This is a genomic window from Cognatundibacterium rugosum (assembly GCF_014284365.1).
GTDB classification, from domain to species: domain Bacteria; phylum Pseudomonadota; class Gammaproteobacteria; order Burkholderiales; family Burkholderiaceae_D; genus Undibacterium; species Undibacterium rugosum.
In genome coordinates, this window is record NZ_JACOGG010000006.1 from 117,963 (window position 1) to 137,890 (window position 19,928).

The window sequence follows — 19,928 nt, forward strand, 5'->3', positions numbered from 1 at the left end:
ATCTGCCTGAGCAGACGTAAAAAAGGCCTGAACATTTCAGGCCTTACTTTTTACTCTTCTATCACTTTGAAACGTGGATCATCAGGATCAATCGAGAGTATGCCCTGGGCTTCCTCTTTCATTTTAGTTTCCTGGGAACGCTGTTCCTGGGTACGTTTTTCTTCGAGATGCGCATAGATCGCTGTCACCAGGTCTTCGCAGCCTTCACGACTCAGGGCAGAAATCTCGAATACCGGGCCTTTCCAGGCGAAGCGTTTAATGAAATCCTTAACCTTCTTTTTACGCTCATCTTCGCTCAACACATCCAGCTTATTGAGTACCAGCCAGCGCGGTTTCTCATACAGGCTTTCATCGTATTTGCGCAATTCCTTGATCAAAGCTTTTGCTTCCTTGACCGGATCGACATTCTCATCGAAAGGTGCCAGATCGACGATGTGCAGCAAAATACCGGTACGCTGCAAATGCTTCAAAAACTGTATCCCCAGCCCCGCACCATCTGCCGCACCTTCAATCAGCCCAGGAATATCGGCAATCACGAAACTCTTTTCATGGCTAACGCGTACCATGCCCAGATTCGGATGCAGCGTCGTAAACGGATAATCGGCAATCTTAGGACGCGCATTGGACACCGCAGTAATGAACGTCGATTTACCCGCGTTTGGCATACCAAGCAAACCAACGTCAGCCAATACTTTCAGCTCAAGACGTAATTCGCGGCGCTCACCTTCTTTCCCCTCAGTACGCTGACGTGGCGCACGGTTGGTCGAGGTTTTAAAATGGATATTACCCCAACCACCCTCACCGCCCTTCACCAGCTCTACCTGCTGACCGTGTTCGGTCAGGTCGGCAATTACTTCATCGGTATTACGGTCAGTGATTAAAGTACCAACTGGCATGCGCAGGAAAATATCATCGGCACCTTTACCGTAGCAGTCCGCGCCACGGCCATTTTCACCGTCTTTCGCTTTATGCAGTTTGGAATAGCGGTAATCAACCAGGGTATTAATATTACGGTCAGCAATCGCCCAGATACTGCCACCACGGCCACCATCACCACCATCCGGGCCGCCAAACGGGCGGAATTTTTCGCGGCAAAACGAGGCAACTCCATTACCGCCATCGCCAGCGATCACTTCAATTCTGGCTTCATCAATAAATTTCATGTTAAGCACCTAAAAAAGCTTGTATAAATCTTTGCGACCCGATTGGTGCAACCGATTTATACAGGATCTCTCTGTTTCACTGACACCACTATAGGACTATAGGACAGTTTGTGAAACCATAGAAAAAAAGGCTCTACCAATGGCAGAGCCTATTTATAGTACTGGCTTGCGCCTGATTTTGAATTACTTCAAAACTTAAGCTGCAACAACAATTGCGTACTGGTGCTTGTTTGCACCTTTAGTCGCGAATTGTACTTTGCCGTCAACCAGAGCGAACAAAGTGTGATCTTTGCCCATACCAACATTTTCACCAGCGTGTACACGTGTACCGCGTTGACGAATGATGATACCGCCAGCATTGATAGACTGGCCGCCGTAAACTTTAACGCCTAAGCGTTTTGACTCTGAGTCACGGCCGTTGCGCGTGGTGCCGCCGCCTTTTTTGTGTGCCATTTAATAGCTCCTTGATACAGGTAATAAACAGTAATTCAGCAGAAACTGAGATTAACCGTTGATAGATACGATTTGCAATTCAGTGTAGTTTTGGCGATGGCCTTGACGCTTCTGGTAATGCTTACGACGACGCATTTTGAAAATACGTACTTTGTCGTGACGACCGTGATCTACTACCTTAGCCAGCACCGTAGCACCTGCGACCAATGGAGCACCAAATTTAATGGTTTCACCTGCGCCCAATGCGAGCACTTGATCAATGGTGATTTCGGAGCCAATGTCTGCAGGTATCTGTTCTACTTTAAGTTTTTCACCGGCAACAACTTTATATTGTTTACCGCCGGTTTTTATGACCGCGTACATGGGAAACCTCATCAAATAAATATAGGGAATTTCTTTTTCGCCCCAAAACAAGGTTTGTTTTCGGGAAAACCCCAAATTATACATAGACTTAGCAACAGCGTCAAAAACAATTTGCATATTTTTTCAGCACCGGCATCGTACAGAAAAGCGCTTTTCACTTGTGAAAGATCAAATTTGACGCTATTTCCACGCCTGTAACAGCGCTCTTACTGATTTTACTCATGATGTGAAGAGCAATTTTGGTCACCTCATCGTATAATCTCGGCGTCTAGAATTCTTTAGCAGGATCATCCCTTGTCTGCCTCAGCACAACCCAACCCGATTACCGATGTGATTGCCACGGATATGGTGGCAGTGAATCAAGTGATACGTCAGCAGCTGCATTCTGAAGTTGCACTGGTTAACCAAATTGCCGAATACATCATCAACGCTGGCGGCAAGCGCATCCGTCCGGTGCTGGTATTGCTGATGGCAAACGCTTATGGTTACCAGGGCAAACACCATTTCGACTTAGCAGCTATTGTTGAATTCATACACACCGCCACACTGTTACATGATGATGTAGTTGATGAATCCTCACTGCGTCGTGGGCGCCAGACTGCCAACGCGATGTTTGGCAATGCTGCCTCGGTACTGGTGGGTGATTTTCTGTACTCACGTGCGTTTCAAATGATGGTTTCCATCCAAAGCATGCGCGTTATGCAAATACTGGCGGATGCGACCAATGTGATCGCCGAAGGTGAAGTGTTGCAATTACTCAACATGCATGACCCGGATGTATCCGAAGAACGCTATCTGCAAGTGATACGCTCCAAAACAGCGAAATTGTTTGAGGCAGCCGCCGAAATTGGCGCCTTAATTGCAGGTGCAAATGACGCACAAATCAGTGCGGCTGGTGAATACGGTCGCTCCATCGGTACCGCTTTCCAGCTAATCGATGATGTATTGGATTATTCCGGCAACGCCGACGACATAGGCAAAAATGTCGGTGACGACTTGCGCGAAGGCAAACCAACTCTGCCGCTAATTTATCTGATGAAAAACGGCTCCGATGCGGAACGGCAACTGGTCAGAACTTGTATAGAGCAAGGTGATGAATCTCAGTTCCACGCCATACTGCAGGCCATCACTGAATCTGGCGCGCTCGAATATACACGCAATAAAGCTGTGACTGCCGCCGAGCTTGCAAAGCAAGCTGTGGCAGATTTGCCTGATTCAGCTTACAAATCAGCACTGCTTGCACTCAGCCAGTTTGCGGTCACCCGCAATCATTAAACTACCCATCCCCTGAGGGGTACCCGGCGCCGGACCTCAACGACCGGTGTGGCTTCGTGCTGCCTGAAATACCCGCTATTACCCCTACACCGCTTGAATGTTGCACTGGGCGTCAGGGCGCTTCTCCACATATGTAAAAAAGAGTAGCATCGCTTTACAAATACTGGCTTCAGTTGCATTATCCCTAGGCAACTGATTGTTTTGGCAAACCTTACCGATAAGTCACTATGTCCGCTGTCCCTCCGAACTCTGCTCCCGCGGCCAGCACGCCTGGCCTTGCGCGCGCTTTAATGCAAGGTAACTTATTAAATACCACGCAACTCGACAATGCATTAAAAAAAGCTGCAGCCGATAAATCACCATTTATTGATGCACTGATTTCCAGCGGAGCGATGAGTGCCAAAGATGTTGCCAGTTTTTGTTCTGATACCTTTGGTTACCCTTTACTCGACTTATCTGCCATTAATGAAGAGCTGCTCCCGGAAAAGCTGGTTGATACGAAGCTGATGCTGGCGCAGCGGCTGGTTCCGATAGCCAAAAAAGGCAATAAACTCTCTCTGGCGATTGCCGATCCGACGAATAATTCTGCGCTGGATCAGGTGAAATTTCAAACCAGCCTGGCGCTGGAAATTATCATTGTTCAGCACGATGCACTGAGCAAACTGCTGGAAAAAATCGGTAAAACATCTGAACAAAGCCTGAGTGAGCTGGCAGGTGACGACTTTGAGCTGGATTTTAAAGAAGAAGACCTGAATCAGGCAGCAGCAGATGCGCAAGCCAATGAAGTCGATGACGCACCTATCGTCAAATTTTTGCAAAAAATGCTGGTCGACGCGATCAATATGGGTGCCTCCGATTTGCATTTTGAACCCTTCGAAAAGTTTTATCGCATCCGCTTCCGTATTGATGGCGAACTGCGCGAAATCGCGCAACCACCACTGGCGATTAAAGATAAGCTGTCATCCCGTATCAAGGTCATTTCCAAGCTCGATATTTCGGAGAAACGGGTTCCGCAAGACGGCCGCATGAAGCTGCATCTGAATGCGAACAAATCGATCGATTTCCGTGTAAGTACCTTGCCGACTTTGTTCGGTGAAAAAATTGTGATGCGTATTCTGGATGGGTCGCAGGCGCAGATGGGTATTGATGCCCTGGGCTACGATCCTGATCAGAAAGAAACGCTGCTCAATGCGATTACTCGCCCCTATGGCATGGTGTTAGTGACCGGTCCTACCGGCTCCGGTAAAACAGTCTCTCTGTACACTTGCCTGAATGTGATCAACAAACCTGGTATCAATATCTCGACCGCAGAAGATCCGGCGGAGATCAATTTGCCAGGTGTGAATCAGGTAAACGTCAATGACAAAGCGGGTCTGACCTTTGCTGCAGCACTGAAATCCTTTCTGCGTCAGGATCCTGATGTCATCATGGTGGGTGAGATTCGTGACCTGGAAACTGCGGATATCGCCATCAAGGCAGCGCAAACCGGGCATATGGTTTTTTCCACGCTGCACACCAATGATGCGCCATCCACCCTGACACGTTTGATGAATATGGGGGTTGCCCCGTTTAACATCGCATCTTCGGTCATTCTGATTACTGCACAACGTCTGGCCAGGCGCTTATGCACCTGTAAGCGTCCGGCGACCGTGCTGGACGAAGTTTTGCTGGCCGCCGGCTTCAAAGAAGAAGATCTGGATGGCAGTTGGAAACCCTACGAGCCGGTAGGCTGTGAGCGCTGCAGTGGTACTGGTTATAAAGGCCGGGTTGGTATCTATCAGCTGATGCCAATTTCAGAGTCTATCGAGCGCATTATTCTGGCCAGCGGATCCGCCTTGGATATCGAAGCACAGGCACAAAGCGAAGGCATACGCAATCTGCGCCAGTCAGGTCTGCTCAAAGTCAAACAAGGTCTGACCAGCCTCGAAGAAGTGCTCGGCTGCACCAACGAATAACCGGAGTCCCTTAAATGGCAACAAATCCCCAGAAACCAGCCAAGCAAGTCAAAGAAGTCCTGTATGCCTGGGAAGGCAAGGACAAATTTGGCAAAAAAGTGCAGGGAGAAATGCGCGCTGGTGGCGAGGCAATCGTCAACGCGACCTTGCGCCGCCAGGGCATTCTGGTCACCAAACTCAAGAAAAAAAGCTATAGCTCGGGCAAACGTATTTCCGATGCAGACATCACCTTATTCACACGTCAGTTAGCAACGATGATGAAGGCAGGCGTTCCACTGCTGCAGTCATTTGATATCGTCGCAAAAGGCAATGCGAATCCCTCAGTCTCAAAATTGCTGCAGGATATACGCGGCGATGTGGAAACAGGGACCAGTCTGAATCAGGCTTTCCGCAAATACCCTCTGTACTTTGATCCGCTGTTCTGCAATCTGGTCGGTGCCGGTGAGCAAGCCGGTATTCTGGAAGACTTGCTGACGCGGCTTGCGATTTATAAAGAAAAAACCCAGACCATCAAGAAAAAAATTAAGTCTGCGCTGACCTACCCTATCGCTATTTTGTCGGTTGCGTTCATCGTCACCGCCGTAATCATGATCTGGGTGGTGCCTGCATTTAAAGAAGTCTTCATGAGTTTCGGTGCCGAATTGCCAGCGCCAACCTTGTTTGTCATGGCCTTATCCGACTTCTTTGTGAGTTACTGGTACATTATTTTCGGCGGTCTGTTCGGCGCAATTTACTTTTTCTTCCAAACATGGCGCCGTTCACTGCAAATGCAAAGAGCAATGGACCGCATCTTGTTGCAAGCCCCTATTTTTGGCGCTGTAATCCGCAAAGCGACCATCGCGCGCTGGACCCGAACTTTGTCTACCATGTTTGCGGCCGGTGTGCCGTTGGTTGAGTCGCTGGATTCTGTGGGCGGTGCAGCCGGTAATGCTGTCTATCTCGATGCCACCATTAAAATTCAGACTGAAGTCAGCACCGGTACCAGCCTGACTGTCGCGATGCAAAATGCGAACGTTTTCCCCAGCATGGTCACACAAATGGTGGCGATTGGCGAGGAATCCGGCGCGCTCGACAATATGCTAGGCAAAGTCGCGGACTTCTATGAAGAAGAAGTGGATGAAGCGGTTGCCTCTTTATCGAGCCTGATGGAACCATTAATTATGGTGATTCTGGGCGTATTGATCGGCGGCCTGGTGGTGGCGATGTATTTACCAATTTTCAAACTGGGTTCGGTTATCTGATGCTGCAAGAGATATTTTTTCAACCGGCATCAAACTTGTTCGGTACATTTTGTTTTGCTGTGATCGGTTTACTCACGGGCAGCTTTTTGAATGTGGTGATTTATCGGCTGCCGAAAATGATGCAAAGGCAGTTTGACAATGACCTTGCTGAAGAATTGGGCAAGCAGCCGCCACATACTGATCGCTACAATCTGCTTGTGCCGCGCTCTGCCTGCCCGCATTGCGGGCATCAGATCCGTGCCTGGGAAAATATTCCGGTTGTGAGTTACTTGCTGATAGGCGGTAAATGCACCAGTTGCAAAGCCCCTGTCTCGGCACGCTATCCGATAGTAGAAACAATTACTGGAGCACTGGCGGCGGCGATGGCCTGGCACTTTGGCACCGGCATCGCAGGCATGGCAGCAACCGTTTTCTGTTTTTTCCTGATTACCCTGACGCTGATCGATGCTGACACCCAGTTTCTGCCCGATGATCTGACCTATAGCCTGCTTTGGCTGGGGATGTTACTGAGCCTGACGGGTGTATTCTCTACACCTGCCACATCGATACTGGGAGCTGTCGCAGGCTATCTGTCTTTGTGGCTGGTGTTTCACCTGTATCGCATGCTGACCGGTAAAGAAGGTTTTGGTTACGGTGATTTCAAAATGCTGGCTGCACTTGGTGCCTGGCTGGGCTGGCAAATGCTGCCACTGATTATTCTGCTGTCATCTCTGGTCGGCTCGCTCGTCGGAATCACGCTGATCCTGTTATCAAAGATGGGGTTTGAAACCAAACTCTCCTTCGGCCCGTATCTGGCTATGGCAGGCCTGATTGCGATGCTCTGGGGGCAGCAAATTCTACACGCCTATCTGAGCTACTTATAAACGACTTATGCACCAGGAAAAGTTCAGTCTGGGTCTGACCGGTGGCATAGGCAGTGGCAAGACCACGATTGCCAATGCATTTCAGGCACAGGGCGCCAGCCTGATCGATACCGACCTGATCGCCCACGCACTCACTCAGAAAGATGGTCTGGCCATTCCACAGATACGTGCAGAATTTGGTGATCAGGCAATTTCTATTGATGGCAGTATGGATAGAGCCAGAATGCGCGCATTAGTTTTTAATGACAGCGCCGCCAAACTCAGACTCGAAGCGATCTTACATCCACTGATACGTAGCCAGACCGAGCAGGCAGCCGCGAGCGCTACCGGTGACTATCTGATTTTTGTCGTGCCTCTGCTGTTTGAGTCCGGCAACTGGAGGCAAAGAGTAGACCGTATCCTGGTTATCGATTGTGCGGAAGAAATTCAAATTGCACGCGTCATGCAGCGTAACCAGCTCAGCCGCGAACAAGTCTTGGCCGTCATGCGCAATCAGGCATCACGACAGGAAAGACTGGCAGGTGCAGACGACATTATTCTTAACGAGGAGGCGCTTCATTTGTTGCAACCGCAAATTCTCACTTTGCATCACAATTATTTGCGCCTGGCTGCAAAAAAAACCGTCAATGGCTGAAGGTTGACTGTTGGAGGTATGCTCTCCCACAAAAACAGTTCTTAAAAAACGCACATGGTATTTGTATTTTCTGACAGTATGGTTCAGAATCACGTGGAGCTGAGCTTGGCACATATTTAGAACAGGGATACTATTTTGATTGTTTACGAATACCCTTTCAACGAGCGTATTCGCACGCTATTGCGGTTGGAAGACCTGTACGAAAAATTTAATTTTTTCCTGCACCAGTCAGACCCACTGCAGCATCACGTTGCGCTTGCCACCATTTTTGAAATGCTGGAAGTCGCTGGCCGTGCCGATCTGAAATCAGATTTGCTGCAGGAGCTAGAGCGTCAAAAACATACACTGATCAGTTTTAAATCCAATCCCAATGTGCAGGCTGAAATGTTGGATAAAGTCCTGGACGAAGTCGATCAGGCCAGTTCTGCGCTGATCGCCTGCACCGGAAAGACCGGTCAGCATATCCGCGAAAATGAATGGCTGATGAGCATACGTGGCCGCACCATCATACCGGGTGGTGCCTGTGAATTTGATTTGCCGAGCTACCATGCGTGGCAACAAAATCCGCCGGAAAAACGCTTTGCGGATATTTCTGCCTGGTTTGCGCCGATCGCGCCGCTGTTTACAGCCATCAGCGTGGTATTACGCCTGTTACGCGAATCTGGCACCACCTCAAAAGTCATCGCCCAAACCGGTAGTTACCAACAAATGTTGCAGGGTAAGGTGTACCAACTGTTACGTGTGAATATTCCTCAGGAACTTGGTGCCATCCCTGAAATATCGGCCAACAAATACATGCTGTGGATACGTTATATGAATCAGGATGGTGATATGAAGCCTAAAGCCTCAGAGCACGATATCCCGTTTGATCTGACACTCTGTAACTTCTGATTCCGCACTGATTACGTACTGATTACTATGACCACCTTCGTCAATTGCCCGACTTGTCAGGCAAAAGTCGCCTGGACGCCCGACAGCACATGGCGTCCGTTCTGCTCCGATCGCTGCAAACAAATCGACCTGGGCGCCTGGGCCGAAGAGAAATACACCATCCCCGCCGTCAATCTGCCTGAAGATCCGGATCAGCCGGAATAAAATCACCCTGCATTCTCAATGAATTCAGCCCGTACGGCTCAGTTGCGCTAACCTGCTGCGGCTGAATCTGCCACATACCAGTCAACGCTTGTGCGGAATGCCATATTTCCTGAGCTTGGCCGCTATCGTTGAATGTGAGGTCTGCAAGCGCACTGCCAGCTTACGACTGGAGGGAAAATGCGGATACAGCCGCGTCAACAGGCTCTGCTCAAACTGTTGCAAGGCTAAATCCCAGCTTTCTGTGTCACTGGCGCTGTGCTCATCGGCACTGATACTACCCTCAGCCCAATCCAGATCGGCCGCATCCAGCACACGCTGGTCTGACATAGTAATGGCCCGGAATACCACATTCTGCAATTGACGCACATTACCGCGCCAGTGATTAGCAACCAAGGCGGCACAGGCCGCCGTATTGAGACGACACACCGGTTTTTGGGACTGGGTACAGGCGCGTTCAATGAAATGGCGGGCCAGTGGCAGTATGTCATCCGGACGTTCGCGCAGCGCCGGCATTTCCAGATGTAAGACATTCAGCCGATAAAATAAATCTTCCCGGAACAAGCCTTCCTGTACCATTTTGCGCAAATTGCGATGGGTAGCGCTGATGATGCGTACGTTCACACGTATCTCTTTATCGCCGCCGATACGACGGAATTTGCCGTCATTCAGGAAGCGCAACAGTTTCGCCTGCAAATACAGCGACATTTCCCCGATTTCATCCAGAAAGACCGTGCCGCCATCTGCCATTTCAAACAGGCCGGGCTTGCCGCCTTTTTGTGCACCGGTGAAGGCACCTGACATATAACCAAACAGTTCGCTTTCTGCCAGGCTTTCCGGCAAAGCGGCGCAATTCAGCTCGAGAAAGGGTGCGTTGCTGCGTGCACTGACACCGTGACAGGCCTGCGCCAGCAACTCTTTACCAGTACCGGTTTCACCAGTGATTAGCAAGGGTGCATCGACCACAGCAACTTTGGCAGCGCGGGTTTTCATGGCACGGATTTGTTCTGACTCACCGATGATCAGATCAAAGCCATGGCCCTGCGTATTCTGTAAGGCATGCAATCGCCCGCCTATGCGTGAAGGCGCATGAAAAGTCAGTACTGCACCAACCGAGCGATGCAGTGCGGTACCATCCGGCAGCACAGGCTCGGATACCGGCGTCACATCCATGAAAAACGGCTCACCATGCAGACGTACTTCACGACTGGGTATGCGTAGGCCTGACTGCAACAACTCTTCCTGCAAGCCCTGATCATCCAGTACGTCACTGAGTTTAAGTTGAGCTAACTGCGCTTCACTCAAGCCTGTGACAGCTGCCGCAGCAGCGTTGGCGATCACCAGTCTGGCCTCACTGTCGATCGCCAGTACCGGATCCTCCATCACGGCCATCATGGTGTCGAGATGCAAGCGACGGCGCATACCCGGTAATACGTCGATCACCTGGATTTGCGTCACGCCGCTGATTTGCTGACAAGCCAGCTGCAGTGAGGGCAACATGTCTTTGCTCAGTTCAGGGATATCGATATAGACCTGGGGCGGATCTACCTCAACAGCCACCACATTCAGTCCGCGCTGTGCCAGCACGGCCAGAATTTCATGGGCAATGCCGACCCGGTCCTGAAACTGAATATTGATACGCATGCAGAGACAGCCAGCACTCAGTAAGGTTCAGGAATGTAGCCACGCGGTCTGGCGTGCTGGGTGCGGAATGCGGTGGTGCTGGCCAAGCCGCGCAGACGGCTCAGGTCGAATTGCTCCAACTGTTGCAACACTGCGCGGTTGACCGTCATTTTGACCTGCAACATCAGCAGGTCCACACTTTGCTGGCTTGAACTTCTGGAAGTCTGCACTCCCAACTCAGCGTGCTCAGCATTTTTTTCTGCACGCCGGGCTGCTTTCAGGACTGCACGCTCTTCAGCTTCGACAAAACACCGGTACACATCAGCCAGTGTGATAATGCCGTTACAGTCGCGGCAATGCCAGGCATCTTTATCCTTGGCATCACGTCCGACCAGTCCGTCCTTACTCAAGGTCGATAAGATAGAACGGACCAGACGCGGTGTTTTTCCCGTCGCTTCTGCCAGGCTGCTGATGGTCGCGGCACGTGGCATGACCATCATGACCTGCGCCAGCAACTCAATGGCGGTGTAAAAACGGGTATTCAGATTGGCATCTGCAAACACCTGCGTAGAAGAAAACAATTGTTCAAACTGGCTCATGCCAACTCCTTGGGAACAATGATAGGACGGTTCATGCTGCCGTAACGGTCCATGAATAAACCTTCCGTGGAAATTGCCGGACGTTTTCCAGAAACGATGTCGGCAACGAATTGCCCTGAGCCGCAAGCCATGGTCCAGCCTAAGGTACCATGTCCTGTGTTCAGGAATAAATTGCGGTAAGGCGTAGGGCCAACCACTGGTGTACCATCCGGTGTCATAGGACGAAGACCGGTCCAGAACTCCGCTTTACTGACATCACCACCCGCCGGGAATAAATCACTGACAGAATACTCCAGTGTGGCGCGACGATCAGCCCGTAATTCGAGGTTGTAACCGGTGATTTCTGCGGTTCCGCCAACACGGATGCGGTCGCCCAGACGGGTGATCGCCACTTTATAGGTTTCATCCATCACTGTGGATTCCGGTGCAGCGCTGGCATCGGTAATTGGCACGGTGATCGAATATCCCTTGATTGGATAAACCGGAATCCGTATGCCCAGTTCGCGCAACAGAATAGGTGAATAGCTGCCTAAGGCGAGCACAAAACTGTCTGCTGTCAGTTCACCTTCGGAGGTAATGACTGAACTGACCTGATCGCCGTTATATATCAGACGCTGTATACTCACGCCGTAACGGAATTTCACGCCCAGCCCTTCTGCCAGTTTGGCAAGGTTCTGCGTGAATTTAAAGCAATCGCCCGTTTCATCACCAGGCAGACGCAGCGCACCGACAAATTTTTCCTGTACTTTAGCCAGTGCCGGCTCGACCTTCAGACAACCTGCTTTGTCCAATTTTTCATACTTCACACCATAGCGGTTCAGAATCGCAATATCGGCATCCGCTGCTTCCAGTTGTGCATGATTACGGAACAACTGCAACGTACCCTGAGTGCGCTCGTCATACGAAATTCCGGTATCAGCACGCAGTTGTTGCAATACATCGCGGCTGTATTCAGCCATACGCAGCATGCGTCCCTTGTTCACTTCATAGCGGGAGCTGGTGCAATTCATCAGCATTTGCATGACCCAGCGCCAGGTGTTCAAGTCGAAAGTCGGGCGTATCGCCAGCGGACTATGTTCCATCATCAGCCATTTGATTGCTTTCAGCGGCACGCCGGGACCAGCCCAAGGCGCAGAATAGCCAGGCGATACCTCACCAGCATTGGCAAAACTGGTTTCCAGTGCTGCACCTTGCTGCCGCTCAATCACGGTCACTTCATGACCCGCTTTAGCCAGGTAATAGGCAGTTGCGGTTCCGATCACGCCTGCGCCGAGTACGATTACTTTCATTGTTTTGCTCCTTGATGCCTGTTTTAATAAGTGATGTGTTGTAGATGCTGCTGATTGCTTAGCGGTAAACGCGCTGATAACGGTGGCCCAGACTGGTCAGGATTTCATAGCCTATGGTACCGGCGCGTGCAGCAACCTGATCGACGGTATGACTGGCAGACAGCAAATCCACCAATGCCCCCTCTTGCAGCTCACTGTCGGCAATCGCGGTCACATCCAGCGTAATCGTGTCCATCGATACATTGCCTACCATAGCGACTTCCTGCCCGGCGATATGCGCCACGCCACGATTACTCAGACTGCGCATCCAGCCATCGGCATAACCAACGGCGACAGTCGCGATTTTTGCGCTGTCCCGGCTACGCCAGGTGGAACCGTAACCCACACCGGTATCCGGTGGAATCTCGCGTACCTGAATGATGCGACCTTGCAAATGCGCGACTGCCTGCATAGGATTAGCTTGCCCTGCTACCGGTGCCACCCCGTACAAAGCAGCACCCGGACGCGCCAGATCGAAGTGATAGGCTGCCCCCAGGAATACGCCCGAGGAATTGGCCAGACTTGCCTTCGCCTGCGGCAACAGACTGCGCAAGCCGCTAAACCGCGCTAACTGCGCTGCATTGACAGGATTAGACGCATCCTCGGCACTGACCAGGTGGCTCATCAGGTATTCAACCTGTATGCCTTCCAGGAAAGCTGCATCATTGCGCCAGACGTCCACATCCTGCGCCGACAAGCCCATGCGCGCCATGCCAGTATCGAACTGCACGATGGCAGGCAATGCACGCTGCTGTTGTTTCGCCAGAGCACGCCAGGCCGCTACCTGAGCCAGGCTGTTCAGTACCGGCATGCAGCCGTGTTCGAGGAACTCGGCTTCATACCCGACCGGCGAACCATGCATCACAATCAGACGCGCATCAGACGGCAGATGCGGACGCAAGCTGATCGCTTCTTCCAGATGCGCCACAAAAAAATACCGACATCCGGCCGCATACAAGGCACCCGAGACCGGGATTGCGCCCAGTCCATAGGCATCGGCTTTGACGGCCGCGCCGCATTGCGCCTTACCCAGTTTTTGACTCAGTAAGCGGTAATTGTTTTGCACAGCTTGCAAATCCACCCGCAGCACTGCACCACTTCTTCCCGTCATTTCTTGCATCATTCACGCACTCCATTGCTTGATAGCCGGATGTCTGCGAGCCTTAACCTGTGAGTATCACTGGCGTTTGCCAAAATATTCCAGCCTACGGCTGCATCATCCTTAGTAGAAAGTTTTACTCCACCTAGCAATGCTCATGCCACTGCAAAATAGTCTGCTGATTCAATGACTTACAACACACCAGAAAAAAACTCTGGCAACCAGGTGTATTAAAATCCGTACACCCTGCACTTATTCTTCAATCAAAAGACTGAAGCCCTCCTCTAGAGCGTACGAATTACTGAACAGTGTATCAAATTTAGCACACTGTATCAGTTTCAATACACACCAAAGAAAATCAAGTGCCGATCATCTCAGTCAGGATTAGTTCCGGCAATAAGTAGAACTACGGAGGGAGTTGTATGAATAAGACAGTGCGAACCTGCGGGTTGAGCAAGCGCGATGCAGGCATTTACCGTCATGGCTAAGGCAGGATGAGGGAATGTGAAACAAGCAGCAGACACGGTGAAAACCGTGTCTTCAAGTCAGCGATACTCAGGCTCAGGCGGCCTGTAAATCGTCTTGCAATAAGCCCAGATAACTGAGTAAGGGTATGGTAGCAGGCAACAGAGGTTCTACCGCAACCTGGCCCTGCCAAGCAAAGGCCTGTCCTTCCAGACTTTGCGGCTCACCTTCCCATTGATGGCTGATGAAAAAATGCAGTCTCACATGCGCGTGTGGATAGACATGCTCCACACCACACCAGGGCTGGGCATCGATAATACGTATACCGAGCTCTTCCAGAAATTCACGCTTGAGGGCTGCCAGAATATCCTCGTCAGCCTCAACCTTCCCGCCCGGGAATTCCCAATAGCCTTCGTAAGGCTTGCCGGGCGGACGCTGCGCCAGCAACACATCCCCATCCGGCCGCATCAGAATGCCGACCGCGACATCGACCGGACGTTTCGCTTTCGCTGCAATTTCAGACATGTTTTCTCTCCGCTGACTGTCCTGCGTAATCCCGTGCAAATTGCCACGCCACTCGCCCCGAGCGCGAACCGCGTTGCAAGGCCCAGCGCAAAGCTTCTGGCCTTGCTGCTGCAATCTCTGCCGCATTGCAGCCCAGGCTGCTTAGCCAGTGCGCCACAATCTCCAGGTAATCATCCTGACGGAAGGGATAGAAGGAAACCCACAGACCAAAGCGCTCGGACAAAGAAATTTTTTCTTCCACCGTTTCACCCGGATGCAGGTCACCATCATCGCCGTGACTATAACCTTGGTTATCCGACATTTTTTCCGGCAACAAATGACGCCGGTTCGAGGTCGCGTAAATCAGCACATTGTCAGATGGACCGGTAATACTGCCATCGAGTGCGACTTTCAACGCCTTGTAACCCGCCTCACCCTCTTCGAAAGACAAATCGTCGCAAAAAATAATGAAGCGCTCGTGACGTTCTGCCACCAGGTCGACGATATCCGGCAAATCGGCCAGATCGGCTTTATCGACCTCGATCAGACGCAATCCCTGGTCGGCAAACTGATGCAGACAGGCTTTGATCAGCGATGATTTCCCGGTACCGCGTGCGCCGGTCAGCAAGACATTATTGGCCGGTAGCCCGGACACAAACTGGCGCGTATTCTGCTCTATCTGCTTTTTCTGAGCCGCGATGTTGCACAAATCATCCAGCCGTATCGTGGCCGGATGGCGCACCACCTGCAAATAGCCCACACCGCCGCGCTTACGCCAGCGAAAAGCACTACCCAGCGCCCAGTCTGGCACTGGTGTGGCAGCTGGCAGCAAGGCTTCCAGCCTGGCCAGCACCTGCTCGGCACGATTCAGAAAATGCTCCAATTGCGTCATGTCAGATTGGATCAGGAGCGGTAATCGGCATTGATAGACACATAGTCATGCGATAAATCGCAAGTCCAGACCGTGGCCTGCGCCTCGCCGCGTGCCAGCTTCACGCGTATGGTGATTTCACTTTGCTGCATCACGCGCTGACCATCGGCCTCCTGATAGTCAGGATTGCGTCCGCCGTTTTTGGCAACCCAGACATCATCCAGATACAGATTGAGTTTGCTCACATCCAGATCCGTCACGCCGGCATAACCGATTGCGGCCAGGATACGACCAAGGTTCGGATCGGAAGCAAAGAAGGCCGTCTTAACCAGTGGTGAATGGGCGATCGAATAAGCGATTTTGCGGCATTCCTCAACATCATGGCCTTGTTCTACGGCGATAGTCATGAACTTCGTCGCACCTTCACCGTCACGGATGATCATGTGTGCCAGTTTCTGGGACAGGGCAATCACTGCCTGCGCCAGCTGCTCATATTCCGGGCTGTCGATCTCACTCACTTCCACGCTGCCAGCGCCAGTGGCGATCAGCATGAAAGAGTCATTGGTCGAAGTATCACCATCAATCGTGATGCAGTTAAAGGATTGATCAGCTGCCTGCTTCACCAGATGGTCGAGCACAGCTTGAGATACCTTGGCATCCATCGCCAGGTAGCCCAGCATCGTCGCCATATTAGGCTTGATCATGCCAGCACCTTTGCTGATACCAGTCATGGTCACGGTACGGCCACCGACTTGCACTGTAGCGGACGCAGCCTTAGGCTGAGTGTCGGTCGTCATGATGGATTCTGCGGCACGGAACCAGTTATCTTCCTGCAGATTGGCAATCGCCTGCGGCAAGCCAGCCACCAGGCGGTCTACCGGCAACTGTTCCAAAATGACGCCGGTAGAAAACGGCAGTATCTGGGAGGCTTCACAGCCCAGCAATTCGGCCAGTGCGGCACAGGTTTTATTTGCTGCCGCCAGCCCGGCATCACCGGTGCCGGCATTCGCATTTCCAGTATTGACGACTAACGCACGGATAGGACCAGAGGCCATGTGGAGGCTTTCCAGATGGGCCTTGGCTACCTGCACTGGTGCTGCGCAAAAACGGTTAGTTGTGAACACGCCTGCGACAGTCGCGGTTGGCGCCAGTTCCATGACCAGCACATCCTTACGATTGGCTTTACGAATGCCAGCCTCAGCATGTCCAAGACGGATACCTGCGACCGGTTTCAGATCAGCAGCAACGGGGATAGGGGAATTGACGGCCATGTTTTTTCCTAGCGATGAAATCAAGCCGACATTGTAGGGCATTTTGTTGCGCTGCGAAGCCTGAGTTCATATGCAGCAAACAAGAAAATCAGCCTCGTCACTCACCCATGCACAGACCTGCACCAACCAGCAAGGAAAGCTTGGATTTGGGAACTTCAGCGTCCCACACAGGGTCAGAGATTTTGTTATTTTATCACCTCAATAAAACGCTTACTTTTCTGAACTCAGGCTCATTCAATTTCACCGGTATATCTATGAAGCTGCAGATTCACTCTGTCAAAAAACATCAACACCTGTGCCTGACTTTGCTGGCATTAGTCACACAGGCCTGCCTGTTGCCCGCGCAGGCGGATGATATGGCCAGTGTAACCCGCACTGAAACCGCTGCTGCAGACAAAAACAATGCCGTCACGCAGGCCGAAGATGGCTTTGGTAATCAGGCCGGGAAAGAATCCATCGGTATCTACAGCGACAGCAATGTACGTGGCTTCTCCCCTGGCAAGGCAGGGAATCTGCGGATAGAAGGGATGTACTTTGATAAGCGTGCCTATCTCGGCCATTTACTGCTGGATGGGTCCAAAGTCAGGATAGGCACTACCGTCACGGGTTATCCCTTTCCGGCGCCAACCGGCATCGTCGATTATCAATTGCGCAAAGCAGGTGATCAGGCTGAATACAGTTATTCTGTGGAGTTAGAAAACTCGATGCGCGGCGCTGGTGACCGCGCGCTTGATGTCAACGCACTGCTGCCGCTGACCGCAGCGGATGCACGCGTCAAAATGGGCCTATCGGTAGCGGCTTCGGCCTATAAAGAGCTGACCCCGCAACACGAAGCATCGTATTACCGTTCAGCGGCTATTGTGGGTCGCATACGCAGTGCTGATCAGGGTGATACCGCATTTGAACTGCTACCGTTTTACAGCCACGATCAGGTACCGTATGAAACGCCACACAGCTATTGGCTGCTACCCGATGGCAAACTGCCACCCGCAGCAAGCTACCACTTCGCGAACAAATCCGCGATGAAGGCTGACTGGATGCGCGGTCACGGTCACTCCCGTACCCTGGGTCTGATTTATCAACAACAGTTGCCAGGGCAGTGGCTGTTCAAAGGCAGTCTGATCCGTTCCGCGGCTGATTATCCCCGATCAGAAACGCATGTGATCGAACAATTGTCCGGCAATCGCTGGCAAAACAGCTATTACTCAGAAAAAAACGTGACTAAGCAGGCAGACAGTGTAGAACTGAGGCTCAGTAAAACCCTGCAGCATGAAGACAGCAGGCAGCAGTTTCATCTGGTCTGGCGTGGACGGCGCAGCGAACAACGCTATGGCGGAGAAGCCTATGCCGACCTTGGAACCGTCGAGTTCCGCCAACAATATGCCGAACTGACATTGCCCACGACGGCCCCTGATTTCTCATATAGCGAACGTTCGCTGGACCGCGTCAGGCAAAGTAATCTGGGACTGGCCTATGAATACCAGAATGCCCTTGCCACGTTAAATCTGGGTCTGATGAAGTCTTACTATGACAAACAGACCTGGACCGGCACGGCACAGGAACGCAGCTTTGTGCGCATGCAGGATCAACCACTGCTAAGCTACTGGAATCTCAGTCTGGCCTTAGGTGCTGGCTATTCGCTGTATGGCGGACAAACTCAGGGACTGGAAGAAAGTGGTGTGGCGCCAGTCAGTGCAAGCAACCGTTTTGCCGCACTGCCCGCCATCCATACCTCGCAAAAAGATGCTGGTCTGCGTTGGAAATGGCAGCAGGGAGAGCGCAGTCTGAATGCGGTGTTGGGCTATTTTGAAGTCAGCAAGCCACACTATGGATTCAATAGCCAACAACTGTATGCGCAGACCGGACAAGTGCAGCACCGTGGACTGGAAGGCAGTATTGCCGGGAATCTGACGCCACATCTGAATCTGGTGATGGCCGCGGTTTATCTGGATGCGCGCGTCACTCAACCACTCAGCAATACCGCCAGCGTCAGACCGGTTGCCAGCGTGCCGCTGGAAGTGCGCAGCTATCTGGAATACAGCCCGCCTCAATTACCGAATAGTTCAGCCGATCTGGGGCTGCAGTACAGTGGCCCACAAACGAGCTCAGAATCCAGTGGCAGCCGGCTCGATAAAAAAATCCTGGTACAACTGGGCTTGCGTCATCAACTGGACTGGGGCAACGCCAAGCTGCAATTGCGCTTTCAGGTCAGTAATCTGTTTAACCGTGATACCTGGGAAGTGGACAGCGATAACACCTTCATCCCGGGACGCCCCCGCAGCTGGCGCCTGATCATGACGCTGACGCATTGAGATCAGTTTGGCTACAAAGCTGATTTAATTCTGACGGATGAGGGATAGACATGTAAGTCTGAAACGGCTTATCAAGGATCGGCTGTTTTAAGCTATCGAGAGATTGAGGCATTCTTTTGCAACATATATGTCCTGTCATTCAGGTGCAACATTTGTTCTTCAATTGTTATTTTCATGCTTAAATCCGGCAAAACGTCATTCAAACTATTTCTATCATTAATATGCGTCTTTCAATTCTACCTATACTTCTTCTGACAGCCTGTTCTAACGTACCTGTAACGCACCCTGATCTTCCTGGAAAAATCGCTGTCGAGATAGTTTGTTCACAATTACCTACTACTGAAGCCAAAGCACGACTAGAACGTGCATGGAAGAAGTGCTATGTAGGACCGGAATTACAAGAAATGACACTCATGGTTGGAAAGGTACCCTTAACTGTCCCAGTTGGTTCGACTGGAACTACCCAAGTCATTAATGAAGGCGCCGACGACAAAGGAACCCTGAGCGTACTGCTGCCCAATGGAAAAAGAGTTTTGTATGCTCAGTTTTCTAGTTCCAAAAACTGTCCAAGCCTAATTGCCATTGACAGTGGTCCTGCGCTATGGATATTGGCTGCGAAAAACACTGGTACCTGGCTACAAGATCCAAATGCTCCGGGTCCATTTTCAAACTGTAAATAATGTACTGAACAGCCATCACTCCGAACAACTAAAGCGTATCGAAAAAAATTTACAATTAATCAGTCCACTGTGATTTGTTCATACTCGTCACGCACTAACTAATTATCACAAAAATCAAAATACAAAAAAGGGCGGAA

General features: G+C 51.3%; 19 protein-coding genes. 9 read left to right on the forward strand and 10 right to left on the reverse strand.

All coding sequences use genetic code 11. The features are described 5' to 3' along the window. Positions 1-50: 50 nt before the first annotated feature. The 3 genes from obgE to rplU form a co-directional block, all read right to left on the reverse strand. Complete coding sequence (obgE, locus tag H8K47_RS07475) at positions 51-1,163, reverse strand: GTPase ObgE (RefSeq protein ID WP_186880778.1); 1,113 nt, start codon at positions 1,161-1,163, stop codon at positions 51-53. 195 nt (positions 1,164-1,358) lie between these two features. Then, entirely contained in the window at positions 1,359-1,616 is a 258-nt protein-coding gene (gene rpmA, locus H8K47_RS07480; RefSeq protein WP_186880779.1) for a 50S ribosomal protein L27, read from the reverse strand. Positions 1,617-1,667: 51 nt separating this feature from the next. Beyond that, positions 1,668-1,979 carry a 50S ribosomal protein L21 gene (gene rplU, locus H8K47_RS07485; protein ID WP_162020347.1) on the reverse strand — a complete coding sequence of 104 codons (312 nt, stop codon included), beginning with the start codon at positions 1,977-1,979 and terminating at the stop codon, positions 1,668-1,670. Positions 1,980-2,273: 294 nt separating this feature from the next. Here rplU and ispB point away from each other — a divergent pair, with 294 nt between their 5' ends. From ispB to H8K47_RS07520, 7 genes are all read left to right on the forward strand, one after another. Then, positions 2,274-3,254, forward strand: coding sequence for an octaprenyl diphosphate synthase (ispB, locus tag H8K47_RS07490; RefSeq protein WP_268974765.1), 981 nt, complete (start codon positions 2,274-2,276; stop codon positions 3,252-3,254). Positions 3,255-3,481: 227 nt separating this feature from the next. Then, on the forward strand, positions 3,482-5,209 hold the full coding sequence (pilB, locus tag H8K47_RS07495; RefSeq protein WP_186880780.1) for a type IV-A pilus assembly ATPase PilB: 1,728 nt from the start codon (positions 3,482-3,484) through the stop codon (positions 5,207-5,209). Positions 5,210-5,223: 14 nt separating this feature from the next. After that, a complete protein-coding gene (locus tag H8K47_RS07500; protein ID WP_186880781.1) occupies positions 5,224-6,450 on the forward strand; it encodes a type II secretion system F family protein in 1,227 nt (408 codons plus the stop codon). Then, positions 6,450-7,313, forward strand: a complete 864-nt coding sequence (locus tag H8K47_RS07505) for a prepilin peptidase (protein WP_186880782.1) — start codon at positions 6,450-6,452, stop codon at positions 7,311-7,313. Before H8K47_RS07500 ends, H8K47_RS07505 begins: the two co-directional genes overlap by 1 nt. A 7-nt stretch (positions 7,314-7,320) precedes the next feature. Next, on the forward strand, positions 7,321-7,947 hold the full coding sequence (gene coaE, locus H8K47_RS07510) for a dephospho-CoA kinase (RefSeq protein ID WP_186880783.1): 627 nt from the start codon (positions 7,321-7,323) through the stop codon (positions 7,945-7,947). A 135-nt stretch (positions 7,948-8,082) separates the two neighbouring features. Continuing rightward, entirely contained in the window at positions 8,083-8,838 is a 756-nt protein-coding gene (gene zapD, locus H8K47_RS07515; protein ID WP_186880784.1) for a cell division protein ZapD, read from the forward strand. A gap of 27 nt (positions 8,839-8,865) precedes the next feature. Then, positions 8,866-9,042, forward strand: coding sequence for a DNA gyrase inhibitor YacG (locus H8K47_RS07520; protein WP_186880785.1), 177 nt, complete (start codon positions 8,866-8,868; stop codon positions 9,040-9,042). An 81-nt stretch (positions 9,043-9,123) separates the two neighbouring features. Here H8K47_RS07520 and H8K47_RS07525 read toward each other — a convergent pair whose 3' ends face one another. The 7 genes from H8K47_RS07525 to argJ all read right to left on the reverse strand — a co-directional run bounded on the left by H8K47_RS07525 (position 9,124) and on the right by argJ (position 16,799). Continuing rightward, positions 9,124-10,683 (reverse strand): sigma-54-dependent transcriptional regulator, encoded by a 1,560-nt coding sequence (locus H8K47_RS07525; protein ID WP_186880786.1) that lies wholly within the window; start codon positions 10,681-10,683, stop codon positions 9,124-9,126. Positions 10,684-10,700: 17 nt separating this feature from the next. After that, positions 10,701-11,261 carry a hypothetical protein gene (locus H8K47_RS07530; RefSeq protein ID WP_186880787.1) on the reverse strand — a complete coding sequence of 187 codons (561 nt, stop codon included), beginning with the start codon at positions 11,259-11,261 and terminating at the stop codon, positions 10,701-10,703. After that, on the reverse strand, positions 11,258-12,628 hold the full coding sequence (locus tag H8K47_RS07535; RefSeq protein ID WP_329604153.1) for a D-amino acid dehydrogenase: 1,371 nt from the start codon (positions 12,626-12,628) through the stop codon (positions 11,258-11,260). Before H8K47_RS07535 ends, H8K47_RS07530 begins: the two co-directional genes overlap by 4 nt. Next, positions 12,609-13,712 carry an alanine racemase gene (gene alr, locus H8K47_RS07540; protein WP_230405080.1) on the reverse strand — a complete coding sequence of 368 codons (1,104 nt, stop codon included), beginning with the start codon at positions 13,710-13,712 and terminating at the stop codon, positions 12,609-12,611. Before alr ends, H8K47_RS07535 begins: the two co-directional genes overlap by 20 nt. A gap of 537 nt (positions 13,713-14,249) precedes the next feature. Then, complete coding sequence (locus H8K47_RS07545; RefSeq protein WP_186880789.1) at positions 14,250-14,678, reverse strand: NUDIX domain-containing protein; 429 nt, start codon at positions 14,676-14,678, stop codon at positions 14,250-14,252. After that, the gene (locus tag H8K47_RS07550) at positions 14,671-15,549 is read right to left on the reverse strand and encodes an ATP-binding protein (protein WP_186880790.1); all 879 of its coding nucleotides are present in this window, start codon (positions 15,547-15,549) and stop codon (positions 14,671-14,673) included. The genes H8K47_RS07545 and H8K47_RS07550 overlap by 8 nt, the downstream gene beginning before the upstream one ends. An 11-nt stretch (positions 15,550-15,560) precedes the next feature. Then, the gene (gene argJ, locus H8K47_RS07555; protein ID WP_186880791.1) at positions 15,561-16,799 is read right to left on the reverse strand and encodes a bifunctional glutamate N-acetyltransferase/amino-acid acetyltransferase ArgJ; all 1,239 of its coding nucleotides are present in this window, start codon (positions 16,797-16,799) and stop codon (positions 15,561-15,563) included. A 254-nt stretch (positions 16,800-17,053) separates the two neighbouring features. On the opposite strand from argJ, the gene H8K47_RS07560 reads away from it, so the two are divergent. Together H8K47_RS07560 and H8K47_RS07565 are read left to right on the forward strand one after the other, a co-directional pair. Continuing rightward, positions 17,054-19,111 carry a porin family protein gene (locus H8K47_RS07560; protein WP_186880792.1) on the forward strand — a complete coding sequence of 686 codons (2,058 nt, stop codon included), beginning with the start codon at positions 17,054-17,056 and terminating at the stop codon, positions 19,109-19,111. 221 nt (positions 19,112-19,332) lie between these two features. Then, positions 19,333-19,791, forward strand: coding sequence for a hypothetical protein (locus tag H8K47_RS07565; protein WP_186880793.1), 459 nt, complete (start codon positions 19,333-19,335; stop codon positions 19,789-19,791). The last annotated feature ends 137 nt before the right edge of the window (positions 19,792-19,928 follow it).